9 protein-coding genes are annotated in these 11,242 nt (G+C 64.9%); 5 read left to right on the top strand and 4 right to left on the bottom strand.

Features of this window, described 5'->3' with window-relative positions; all coding sequences use genetic code 11:
* Positions 1-50 precede the first annotated feature (50 nt).
* Together H7687_RS12505 and H7687_RS12500 are read left to right on the top strand one after the other, a co-directional pair.
* Positions 51-563, top strand: a complete 513-nt coding sequence (locus H7687_RS12505) for a GNAT family N-acetyltransferase (RefSeq protein WP_183347822.1) — start codon at positions 51-53, stop codon at positions 561-563.
* A complete protein-coding gene (locus H7687_RS12500) occupies positions 560-1,765 on the top strand; it encodes a M20 family metallopeptidase (protein WP_183347820.1) in 1,206 nt (401 codons plus the stop codon). Before H7687_RS12505 ends, H7687_RS12500 begins: the two co-directional genes overlap by 4 nt.
* Before the next feature lie 12 nt (positions 1,766-1,777).
* Here the strand turns inward: H7687_RS12500 and H7687_RS12495 are convergent, their stop codons facing one another.
* The 3 genes from H7687_RS12495 to H7687_RS12485 form a co-directional block, all read right to left on the bottom strand.
* Entirely contained in the window at positions 1,778-2,575 is a 798-nt protein-coding gene (locus tag H7687_RS12495; RefSeq protein ID WP_246404839.1) for a c(7)-type cytochrome triheme domain-containing protein, read from the bottom strand.
* Between the two features lie 61 nt (positions 2,576-2,636).
* Positions 2,637-2,939, bottom strand: coding sequence for a hypothetical protein (locus H7687_RS12490; protein WP_183347816.1), 303 nt, complete (start codon positions 2,937-2,939; stop codon positions 2,637-2,639).
* A 9-nt stretch (positions 2,940-2,948) separates the two neighbouring features.
* Entirely contained in the window at positions 2,949-3,743 is a 795-nt protein-coding gene (locus H7687_RS12485) for a c(7)-type cytochrome triheme domain-containing protein (RefSeq protein ID WP_183347814.1), read from the bottom strand.
* A gap of 250 nt (positions 3,744-3,993) precedes the next feature.
* Here H7687_RS12485 and H7687_RS12480 point away from each other — a divergent pair, with 250 nt between their 5' ends.
* The 3 genes from H7687_RS12480 to murB all read left to right on the top strand — a co-directional run bounded on the left by H7687_RS12480 (position 3,994) and on the right by murB (position 8,660).
* Positions 3,994-5,235, top strand: a complete 1,242-nt coding sequence (locus tag H7687_RS12480) for an exo-beta-N-acetylmuramidase NamZ family protein (RefSeq protein WP_246404835.1) — start codon at positions 3,994-3,996, stop codon at positions 5,233-5,235.
* A gap of 625 nt (positions 5,236-5,860) precedes the next feature.
* On the top strand, positions 5,861-7,555 hold the full coding sequence (locus tag H7687_RS12475; RefSeq protein WP_183347810.1) for a methyl-accepting chemotaxis protein: 1,695 nt from the start codon (positions 5,861-5,863) through the stop codon (positions 7,553-7,555).
* A 139-nt stretch (positions 7,556-7,694) separates the two neighbouring features.
* On the top strand, positions 7,695-8,660 hold the full coding sequence (murB, locus tag H7687_RS12470) for a UDP-N-acetylmuramate dehydrogenase (RefSeq protein ID WP_183347808.1): 966 nt from the start codon (positions 7,695-7,697) through the stop codon (positions 8,658-8,660).
* On the opposite strand, the gene H7687_RS12465 is transcribed toward murB, so the two are convergent.
* Positions 8,657-11,152, bottom strand: a complete 2,496-nt coding sequence (locus H7687_RS12465; protein WP_183347807.1) for an ATP-binding protein — start codon at positions 11,150-11,152, stop codon at positions 8,657-8,659. The genes murB and H7687_RS12465 overlap by 4 nt on opposite strands.
* Positions 11,153-11,242: the final 90 nt, after the last annotated feature.

Below are 11,242 nucleotides of genomic sequence, written 5' to 3'. Positions count from 1 at the left end.
CTCTGTTATAATGTCAGCAGCAGTCAAATATGCCGTTCACGAGGTAGGTCATGCCGCACAACGACCCGCACGAGGAGGAGGCCCCCCGCATCCGGCAGATGATCATCGAGGACCTGCCGGAGGTGTTCCACATCGGGGAGGAGGTCTTCACCGCGGAGTACTCGCAAAGCCTCTACCGCACCTGGGACGAGTACGAGATCACCACGCTGTTCAACTCCGACAACGAACTGTGCATCGTGGCCGAGCACGAGGAGCGCATCCTCGGCTTCGCCCTGGGGACCACGGTGAAGAAGCATCACTCGCCCTGGAAGTACGGCTACCTGGTCTGGCTCGGGGTGCGCCGCGAGTTGCAGAAGATGCAGGTCGGCGCCAGGCTCTTCAAGGAACTGAAAAGGCGCTTCAAGGAACAGGGGGTACGCATGATCATCATCGACACCTCGGCCGACAACGAGCCGGCCATCCGGTTCTTCAAGAAGCACGGTTTCGACAACGTGCAGGAGCATCTCTACATGACGCTCAACCTCTCCAAGCGGCACAAGAAAAAGGCGGTGAAAAAGCCATGAGCGGCCGACTGGAAGAGGTCATGGCCGCCATCGATCCGGCGCGGCTCAAGGGGATACTCACCGACCTGATCGACATCTATTCCCCCTCCGGGAAGGAGGAGGACATCCAGCTCTACCTGGAGGACCTCCTCTCCCGCGCCGGCTTTTCGGTCGAGCGCCAGGAGGTCGAGGAGGAGCGCTACAACCTGCGCGTCACCATGGGTGAGGACGAACCGAAGCTGTACCTGGTGGGGCACGTGGACACCGTCCCCGCCTGGGACCTGGAGGAATTCGGGGCGCGGGAGGATGGGGAGATGGTCCGGGGGCTGGGGAGCGCGGACATGAAGGGGGGGTGCGCCGCCATGGTGGAGACCTGGCTCGCCCTGGCCCAGGCGCTCAAACCGGCGCGGCGCCCGAGCGTCGGCCTCCTTTTGGTGGTGGGCGAGGAGGAGAACGGGGACGGCAGCGCCGCCTTCCTGCAGGACAACCGGGCGCCCTGGGCCGTGATCGGCGAGCCCACCGGGCTCTCCGCCTGCTTCGCGCACTACGGCTACCTGGAGGCGGGCTTCGTCACCCGCGGGGTGCGCAGCCACTCTTCCCTGCCGGAGCTTGGGCACAACGCGGTGGAGTCCATGCTGCGCGTGCTTTTGCACCTGGGCAAGGACACCCTGTTCAAGCGGGGAGAGTCCGAAATCGTCTACTCGATCAGGGAGATGCGTTCCTCCCAGAAGGGGTTCGTGGTGCCGGACCGCTGCGAGGCGTGGATCGACCTGCACCTCCCCCCCGAGCGCGACCCGACGTCCGTGGAGCAGGCCATCCGCCGCATCACCGCCGGGGCGGAGCAGTTCGTACCGGGGCTCGACCTCTCGCTGGCCTTCGACTTCGCCTCCCCCGGGTACAACCTGGGCACCGACAACCAGCTGGCCCGCATCCTGGAGCATATCTACCAGAGCCTCGGGCTCACCCTGAAGTTCGAGGCCTTCCGCTCCCATTCCGACGGCAACCTCTTCCACGCGGCGGGGTGCCGGCCGCTCATCCTGGGCCCGGGCGCGCTGGAGATCTCCCACACCCCGGAGGAGCAGGTCAGCTTCCCGGAAGTGCTGGCGGCGGCGAGGATCTACGCGGCGCTGTGCCTGGGGATGGACCAGTACGCCGGGCTCACCCTGGAGCGCAGGGGGGCGCTGAACTGCTTCGACCGGCAGGCGAGCTGGGTGGGGTGCTGACCGGGAAGGGGCCTACATGGCGAAGCTGTTGCTCATCCCCTTGTGGCAGCGCTTGCAGTCGTTCATGGGGAAGGCGACCAGCATGTGGCAGGCGCCGCAGAAGTTGCCGTAGATGTTGGTGTCCATGGTGAAGGCGGTGGTCGACTTCACCTTGATGTTGAAGATGTCGGGGTGGCAGCTGGAGCAGTCCAGCTCGGCGAAATGTTCCTGGTGGGAGAAGCTCACGTCGCTTCTGGGCGAGGCGGTCCCCAGCTTGAGCGGCTGCTTGAGCTTCTCGGGGAAGGGAATGGTGATTTCGGCGCCGATCGAGTTGGTGGGGCGGATGCTCCCGTCGCGGTAGGCGGCGGCCCAGTCGATGCCGTTGCCGAAACTTGACATGGGCAGCCCCTCGGCGAACTCCTCGAAGCGCTTGTCGAGCTCCTTGGTGTTCTCCATGTGACAGCGGTGGCACTGCTTGTCCGCCGTCTGCACGCCGAAGGCGACGGTGCCGTTGTGGCAGACGCCGCAAAATTTCCCCTTGGTGTACTGGGCGCGCGTGATACCGGTGTCGCCGCGCTTCATCCCGAAGTTGAGCTCCAGGTGACAGACCCGGCAGGTGTAGTTCTTGCGGTGCACCCAGTGCGGGAAGACCACCGGCTCCATGCCGGCCTGCTTGGTGCGCATGCGCATGGTGACGTTGCCGAACCTGGCGAAGGGGCCGTTGGGGGGGATGGTCTTCAGCACCTTGGCGAGCTCGCTGCGGTCCATGGCGTCCCCGCCGGAACTCATGGCGAGCACCAGCAGAACCACCGGCACAACACGCAACAGCATTCTCACAGCCTTCCGCACCACCCCCGATTCCATCCTGGCACTCCCCTCTTCCCGGGCAGGTCTACTTGGCCTGGTTGCTCTGCTTGTACTCCAGCATGTACGCGTACAGGTTCCGGCACAGCGAAAGCCGCTTCAGGTACACCTTGCGCACCGACTCTTCCTGGGTCTCGATCACTTTCTGCAGCGCGTCGCACTTGGCCAGGAGGTCGCGCAGTTCCTGCACCGACATGGTCATGGCCTGGTTGCTCTTGGAGCAGGTTTCGTCGAAGGTCGCCTGCCAGGACTCCTCGGCCCACAGCGGCTGGGCCAGGGCCAGCGCCAGCAGCGCGGCAGCGATCACGCCTTTCATCTTTGGCAAAGTCATGGCTCTCCCCTAGACCGGCTTGGAATGGCAGCGCTTGCAGTCGCTCTGCGGGAAGGCGACCTTGTCGTGGCAGACGCCGCAGTACTTGCCGTCGAACAGGTCGATCATGGAGTACTTGGTGGCCCCCTTCTTGATCCCCACGAAGATGTCGGGGTGGCAGACCTCGCAACCGTTCCAGACGGTGTGCTTGGCGTGGGAGAAGATGATGTCCGGCATGCCCTCCACCTTCCCCTTCAGGGCGAAGTCCTTTTGCACCTTCATCGAGCTCTTCTTGAAGGAGACCCCCTCCAGCGAGTCGATCAGCTTGAGCTGGCCGGTTTCCTCGGCCTTCTCCCAGTTGATGCCGTTACCGAAGGTTTCGCGCGGCATCTTCTCCTGGAAACGGTAGAAGGCCTCTTCCTTGGCCGGGTCCTTCTCCAGGGCGTGGCACTTCACGCAGCGCTTGTACTCCTCCCTGTTGTAACTGGTGGCGCAGGAGTCGAAGATCTTGACCTTGTTGATGGTGGAGGTGCCGTTGTGGCAGACGCCGCAGAAGAAGCGCTTGCTGTTGTCGGCGGCGCGGACCTGGGTGGAGTTGGCGGTCATGCCGAAGCCGATGTCGACGTGGCACAGGCGGCAGGTGTAGTTCTTGCGGTGCACCCAGTGGTCGAAGACGACCGGCGGCATGCCGGCCTGCTGGGAGAAGTTGTTGATGGTCACGCTCCCGAAGTCCTGCGGCAGCGGTTTCTTCTTCTTGGTCCCGGCCCCGAAGAGCACGCCGGCGCCGCACAACAGGATCAGACAAGCCAGAAAAAGTCTTTTCATAGCACTCCCTCCCGGTCATCCCTGACAGCTGGGAAGACATGATTATCATCGGCAAATGTGAACAATCTATTTCAAAAGCACCAATAAGACAAGGGTTATTTTTACTGTATGCTCACGAGAACACGCCAATGGAAAGGCGCCGGACTATGCGGCAGTGTGATCCATCTCACCGAAAAGCCGCATGGGGCTTGCCTTCACGGAAACCTGTGGGGTAAGCTCTGCCATCATCTCAACCAGAAGGCGGTTCATCGTGATTCGAGTTGCACCCTCCGTTGTCGCACTAACCCTGATGCTGTTCCTGTTGTTCCCCGGCCTGTGCCGCGCCGAGATCGTCAAGACCGGTGCGGAGGTCCTGAGCGAGCAGGGATTCCTGCCGCTGCAGGGAAAACGCTTCGCCCTGATCACCAACCAGTCCGCCATGGTGGGGGGTACCCACCTCCTGGCGCTGATGGAGCAGAAGGGGGTCAAGCCCGCGCTGATCTTCTCTCCCGAGCACGGCCTCAAGGGGAACGCCGAGGACGGCGTCAAGCTGGCCGACGACGACGCGGCGCCCATTCCGGTCAAGAGCCTCTACGGCGCAGGGAAGAAGCCGCGCCCGGACGACCTGAAGGGGATCGACCTGATGGTGTTCGACATCCAGGACGCGGGGGCGCGCTTTTACACCTACATCTCCACCATGGGGCTGGCCATGCAGGCCGCGGCCGAGGCCGGCATCCCGTTTATGGTGCTGGACCGCCCCAACCCGCTGGGGGGGGAGTACGTCGCCGGGTTCGTGAGGGAGAAGATCCCGGGGAGCTTCACCTCGCTCTACCCGATCCCGCTGGCGCACGGCATGACGGTAGGGGAACTGGCCGGGATGATCAAGGGCGAGGGGATGCTCCCGGACCTGGGCAGGCTGGAGTTGCGCGTGGTGCGCATGCAGGGGTGGCAGCGGGACATGCGCTGGCAGGACACCGGGCTGACCTGGGTGGCGACCAGCCCCAACCTGGCCGCCATCGAATCGGTGCTGCTCTACCCCGGCACCGGGCTCCTCGAGGGTACCGGCGCCTCCGAAGGGCGCGGCAGCACGAGGCCCTTCCAGATCGCAGGGTGGCCCGGGATCGACGCCACAGCCCTCGCCCTGCGCCTGAACGGGGAGCAGCTCCCGGGACTGCGTTTCGACCCGCTGCAGTTCACGCCCATTCGGCTCCCCGGTATCTCCAGCGCGCCCAAGTACCGTGACCGCGCGGTGGCGGGGGTGAGCATCGAGATCACCGACTACCGCAAGGTCGAGCCGGTGCAGACCGGGGTGGCGCTCATGGCCGCGCTGCAGGCGGCGCTGCCGGAGAAGAGCCGCCCCCAGTTCTTCCGCGGCGGCATCGACGACATGGCGGGCTCGCCCGAACTGCGCAAGGGACTGCAGGCCGGTGAGACCGCGGCCGCCATCGAGGCGCGCTGGACACCCGGGGTGAAGCGCTTCCTGGAGCAGCGCAAGCCGTACCTGCTCTACTAAGCCCAAGGGACTGGCTCCGTCAGGTGCCTGTCCCTTTAGCGGGACGCTCTTTTGGACCCAGCCATCTTCTCCAGCCTAAGGGGACAGGCACCTCGCGGAGCCAGTCCCCTCCCCTTTGATCTCGTTCCCAAGGTCCGCCTTGGGAACGCAAAGCCTTTCAGAAGCTCCAGCTTCTCGGATACATAGCTGGAGCTTTGCGCCATATGGGGTTCCCAAGCTGGAGCTTGGAAACCAGGAAACTCCCCTTATTCAGCAACTTTTCAGAATTATGATTAAAAAAGAGGGGTACCCTCGCAGGTACCCCCGGTGCAACTCTCATCGGTATCGGCCGCCAGAAAGCACCGATCACATGGCAGAAGGGAACAGCGTTGCCTGTGGCGCCGTTCTGGCACAGGTCCGGCCCTAGCCCGGCCTGCGCACTTCTGTGCCCCGGCATCCCCTCCATGTCAACGCTGTCACCTATATCGCCACGGTTGCGCGCGACTTGAGTCTTTTTATGCACAGACAGTGAAACTGCGCTGAAAGCTGTCTGGCTGCAGAAATTCCTCAATCTGTCGACGAAAGTGCCGATAGGAATGGCGACGGAAAGAACAAGGCAACGGCGCCTTAGCATGAGGAAACGCACATGATTCAGAAAAACAGATTATCCTTCCAAACCAAGATCCTGCTATTGGTCCTGGTGAGCTGCTGCGTACTGGGAGCCCCCACCGGTCTGACAGTGATGAAGCAGTTCTATGACCTCACCACCAGGTTCAACGAGTCCTACCGCGAATCCCTGTACGCCAACTCGGACCTGCTCGCCAAGGCCGAGGTACAGACCGCGGTCAGCCTGCTGCAGGAGATCAGCGACCGGCAGCAAAAGGGCGAGATGACCTTGGAGGAGGCGAAGAAGCAGGGGGCGAACCTGCTCCGCGGACTCAAGTTCGGCAAGGATGGCTACTTCTGGGCCGACACCTCCGACGGCACCAACGTGGTGTTGCTGGGGAAACCCGCCGAGGGCAAGAACCGCATGAACCTCCAGGACGCCAAGGGTAAATACCTGATCCAGGAGATCATCAAGAACGGGAAGCAGGCGGGGGGCGGCTTCACCGACTACCACTTCCCGCGCCCCGGGAGCGACGTGGCCGTTGCCAAACGCGGCTACTCCCTCTACTTCCCCCCCTTCGACTGGATCATCGGCACCGGCTCCTACGTGGATGACCTGGACCTCCAGGTGCAGAAGGCGGCCGACGCCAACAAGCAGCTGATCCTCAAGGACGTGTACCTGGTGGTAGCGCTTACCGTGGTGATCCTGGCGGTCATCTGCGTTGCCGCCATCCTGGTGGTGCGCAGACTGATCGCGCATATCGGCACCGAGCCGGAGGAGCTGGAGGAGATCGCCCAGCAGGTGGCCGCGGGCGACCTGACCGTGCGGCTGGAGGCCGGCAGGACCGGCATCTACGAGGCGATGCGGCGCATGGTCGAAGGGCTGCGCGAGGTGATGGAGAAGGTGAACCGCAGCGCCCTGGACGTCTCCGCCGCCGCCGCGGAGCTCAACGCCAACGCCCGCTGCATGGCGGACGACGCGGGCGCGGTGGTGAGCCAGGCCGAGACGGTGGCCGTTGCCAGCGAAGAGATGTCCTGCACCAGCAACGACATCTCCCGCAACTGCCACCTGGCCGCGGGCAGCTCCGGCCAAGCCAGCAACTCGGCGCAAAGCGGCGCCGCCATCGTCAGGGAAACGGTTCAGGGGATGAACAGAATCGCCGACCACGTGCGCAGTTCCGCCGGTGTTGTCGAGCAGTTGGGGACCCGCAGCGACCAGATCGGGGAGATCGTGGCCACCATCGAGGACATCGCGGACCAGACCAACCTGTTGGCGTTGAACGCGGCCATCGAGGCGGCGCGTGCCGGCGAGCAGGGGCGCGGTTTCGCCGTCGTTGCCGACGAGGTCCGTGCCTTGGCCGAGCGCACCACCAAGGCCACCCGCGAGATCGGCACCATGATCAAGAACATCCAGCAGGAGACCAAGCTGGCCGTGCGCGCCATGGAAGAGGGTGTCGAGGAAGTGACCCGCGGCACCGGCGAGGCGGCCCGCTCCGGGGAGGCATTGGAAGACATCCTGGCCCAGATCAACGAGGTGACCAGCCAGATCAACCAGATCGTCACCGCGGCCGAGGAGCAGACCGCCACCACCCAGGAGATCACCAACAACATCCACCAGATTTCCGGCACCGTGCAGCAAAGCGCCAGTGGCGCCCGGGAGATTTCCGCAGCCTCCGACCGGCTCTCCATGCTCTCCGGCGAGATGCAGGAGATGGTGCAGCGCTTCAGGCTGTAACTGAAAAAAGGGGACTGGCTCCGCCAGGTGCCTGTCCCCTTTGCGCCTCTCACCTCCCCTCCCATCACAGACTGGTCCGACTGGTCAGCATCCTCACCACCTATTTGGCATTCCAAGTAACTCGTGTATCATATCCGCTATGCCAAATGCCAACAGCCACACAGAGTCCCCCCTCGACATCGCAGAGAACGTGCCGCTGGCGCCGTTTACCTCTTTCCGCATCGGCGGCCCGGCCCGCTTCCTCATCGGCGCCCACACCCAGCGCGAACTCCAGCAAGCCCTGCGCTTCGCCCGGGAGATGCACCTCCCCTTCTGCATCCTGGGCGGGGGGAGCAACCTGCTGATCAGCGACGACGGCTTTCCGGGCGTCGCCATCCGGCTGCTGATGAACCGGGTCACCCGCTCCGGCGGCATGGTCCAGGTGCAGGCGGGTTACGACCTGACCGCCCTGGTGCACCGCACGGTGGCATGGGGCCTTTCCGGCCTGGAGTCGCTGGCGGGCATCCCGGGCACCGTGGGAGGCGCGGTCCGGGGCAACGCCGGCGCCTACGGGGGCGCCATCGGCGACGTCCTGGCGACGGTCTCCGCGCTCGACGCCGCGACGCTGAAGGTGGTGACGCTGCGCCGCGACCAGTGCGCCTTCGGCTACCGGGACAGCCGCTTCAAGCGGGACCCCGGCCTGATCGTGGTAGGCGCGCTGCTGGCGCTCGCCCCGGGGGACCCGGAGGAGGTCTCCGCCAAGGTGACGCAGACGCTGGCGAAGCGGGAAGCGAAACAGCTCTCCTGCGACCAGAGCGCCGGCTCCTTCTTCATGAACCCGGTGGTGGACGACGCGGCACTGATCAGGAAGTTCGAGGACGAACAGGGGGTGCGCTGCCGGGAATGCCGCATCCCCGCCGGCTGGCTCATCGACCAGGCCGGGCTGCGCAACCTGAAGGTCGGGGGAGCGGCGGTGAGCCACAGACATGCCAACTACCTGGTCAACACGGGATCGGCCACCGCAACGGAAATGGTGCAACTGGCGAGGCTGGTGCGGAAAGAAGTGCAGGTTAAGCTGGGGGTGGTGCTCAAGGAGGAGGTGAGCCCCCTCGGTGTGGTCATTTAGAGCGGCGCGGCGACCCGCCTGAAATCCGTCAAAGCCTGCTCCAGCGCCCCGAACAGTTCCGTCAGGCCGGAACGCTCCGGTTCCAGTTGCGCCGACTGCTCCATCCTGAAGGCCACGGCGCGCATCACCTCGGCCCCGATGCTGGCGGCCGCTCCCTTGATGCTATGGGCCTGCAGGCGCACCTCCGCATAATCCTCCGCCTCGACCGCCTGCCGCAAAAGCTTCATCAGCCTGTCGGTGCTTTCCAGGTATTTCTCCACGAACATCTCCACGAACTCTTCATCTCCCACCCGCTGCACCAGCCCGTCCCGGTCGAACACGGGAAGGTCCCCCTCCGGCGCATCCCCCTGCACTGGCGCTCCGTGCGGCGACGACTGCTCCTGTTCCGGCTCCGCCTCTTCAGCACCCTGCCCGGCGGCGGCAGCGGGTTGGGACGGGTTGCCGCTGTCGGGGCAGCTCTTGGCCCGCTCCGGGATCCAGCGCAACAGCACCTCGGCCAGTTGCCGACAGTCGAAGGGTTTGCTCAGGTAGTCGTCCATGCCGGCGGCGAGACAGAGCTCGCGGTCGCCGGTGAGCGCATTGGCGGTGAGGGCCACTATCGGCAGGCGTCCCCTCCCTTCGCTCTCCTCCCGGTCCCGGATGGCGCGGGTGGCTGCGAAACCGTCCATGTGCGGCATCTGGCAATCCATGAAGACCAGGTGATACCTCCCCTCTGCCGAGGCGGCGACCGCCAGCTCTCCGTTGGCCACGATTTCCACGTCGCAGGACAGTTGCCCCAGCATGTGCCGCACCACGTCCTGGTTGACCGGGTTGTCCTCCGCCACCAGCACCAGTGCGTCGAAGCAGGGCTTTGCTCCCCCCTCCTGCGGGGCCGACTGCTGCGCCAGGCATTCCGGTACTTCCGTGAGCACTTGCAGCCTGACGCTGAACCAGAAGGTGGAGCCGACGCCGTACTCGCTGGCAAGGCCCAGCTCCCCTTCCATCAACTGGGCCAGTTGCCGTGAGATGGCCAGGCCGAGGCCGGTGCCGCCGAACGTCCTCGTGGTCGAGTAGTCGGCCTGGGAGAAGCTCTCGAAGATGTGCGCCTGCGCCTCGGGGCGGATGCCGATCCCGGTGTCCGCCACCTCGACCTTCAACCACCCTTCCCCCTGCTCCGCCAGCGGTAGCGCGGTCAGACGCACCTCGCCGCGGCTGGTGAACTTGACCGCGTTGCCCAAAAGGTTCACCAGGACCTGGCGCAGGCGAACCGGGTCCCCCACCACGTAGCGCGGCAGGTCCGGGTCGAGGTGCAACGAGATATCGACCCCCTTGCGTTGCGCCACCGCGGCAAACATCTCCAGCACCCCGCCCAGGATGTCGTGCAGGTCGAAGGGCGCCGGCTCGAGCTCCATGCGCCCCGCCTCGATCTTGGAGAAGTCCAGGATGTCGTTGATGATGGACAACAGGGACTCGCCGGAATTCCAGACCGCCTCGGCGAAGCGGCGCTGCTCGCCGGCCAGCCCGCTTTCCAGGAGCACCCTGGTCATCCCCAGCACGCCGTTCATCGGGGTCCGGATCTCGTGGCTCATGTTGGCCAGGAACTGGGACTTGGCAAGGCTCGCGGCCTCGGCCGCCTCCTTGGAGAGCAGCAGCTCGGCCACGGTCTGGTTCAGCTCGCGGTTGGCGGCAGACAGCTGCGCCGTGCGGCGCTGCACCTCCCCCTCGAGCTCCTGTCGCTGCGCCTCCAGCTGCTGGTCGCGCCGCTGGATCTGGACCAGCATCTCGTTGAACCCCTCGATCAGCGTCCCCAGTTCGTCGTTGCCCTGCTTTTCCGCGCGCATGAAGTAGTTCTTCTCCGCCGACACCGCCTTGATCACCTGCGCCAGGTGGGTGATGGGAGCCGAGATGAGCCGCTGCAGCCGTGTCGCGAGGAAGTACACCAGGAGCAGGGCGCTCAGCATCACCCCGGTCACCAGGAGGAAGAAGCGCGCCAGCCGGTCGGTGAACTCGCGGGGGTCGGACTGCAATACCACGGTGCCGATCTGCTGGCTGTCCAGCAGGATGCGGTGCACGCCGTAGATGTCTTCGCCTACGGCCAGTGGGGAGCGGGAACGCTGCAAGGCCTCGCGGAAGCGGAACGGGTCGATGCTGACCCGGTCCCCCGCGACGACGGCAAAGGGAAGCGGATGAGCAGGACTCCCCGGCGCCAGGTAGCGGACCAGGACCGTGTCGTCCTGCATCACGATGAGGGCGGTGCGAATGTAGGGCTTGGCGCGCAGGGCGGCCAGGGTTTCCCCGGCGGCCTGACGGTCGTTGAAGGCCACCGCGGCGGAACTGTTGTTGCCGATGATCTCCGCGAGCGCCGTGAGCTCGGTCTGCATTTCGCTACGGAAGCGGTTCGCCTCGTTCACCACGAACGCCGCCGAGACCAGCGCCAGCACCACCGCGTTGGTGAAAAGCAGCATTGCTATCAGTTTTCGTCGAATGGAGAGGTCGCGCAGCCGGTTGATCATCGAGTTTCCCGTGGTGCCGGGGGCGCAGCGTGGCAGTGCTGCATCCCGGGAGCTAGCTAATCCTTAGCTCATTAGTCGGCATCAGCAGCG

The organism is Geomonas paludis (assembly GCF_014193585.1).
Taxonomy (GTDB): Bacteria; Desulfobacterota; Desulfuromonadia; order Geobacterales; family Geobacteraceae; genus Geomonas; species Geomonas paludis.
The sequence above is the reverse complement of the archived record's forward strand: the minus strand, read 5'-3'. Positions and strand labels throughout refer to the sequence as shown.

Coding starts and splice junctions, on each gene's coding strand:
- murB (WP_183347808.1), top strand. CDS start 7,695: ATGCCAAATGCCAACAGCCACACAGAGTCCCCCCTCGACATCGCAGAG.
- H7687_RS12465 (WP_183347807.1), bottom strand. CDS start 11,152: ATGATCAACCGGCTGCGCGACCTCTCCATTCGACGAAAACTGATAGCA.
- H7687_RS12500 (WP_183347820.1), top strand. CDS start 560: ATGAGCGGCCGACTGGAAGAGGTCATGGCCGCCATCGATCCGGCGCGG.
- H7687_RS12505 (WP_183347822.1), top strand. CDS start 51: ATGCCGCACAACGACCCGCACGAGGAGGAGGCCCCCCGCATCCGGCAG.
- H7687_RS12485 (WP_183347814.1), bottom strand. CDS start 3,743: ATGAAAAGACTTTTTCTGGCTTGTCTGATCCTGTTGTGCGGCGCCGGC.
- H7687_RS12495 (WP_246404839.1), bottom strand. CDS start 2,575: ATGCTGTTGCGTGTTGTGCCGGTGGTTCTGCTGGTGCTCGCCATGAGT.
- H7687_RS12475 (WP_183347810.1), top strand. CDS start 5,861: ATGATTCAGAAAAACAGATTATCCTTCCAAACCAAGATCCTGCTATTG.
- H7687_RS12490 (WP_183347816.1), bottom strand. CDS start 2,939: ATGACTTTGCCAAAGATGAAAGGCGTGATCGCTGCCGCGCTGCTGGCG.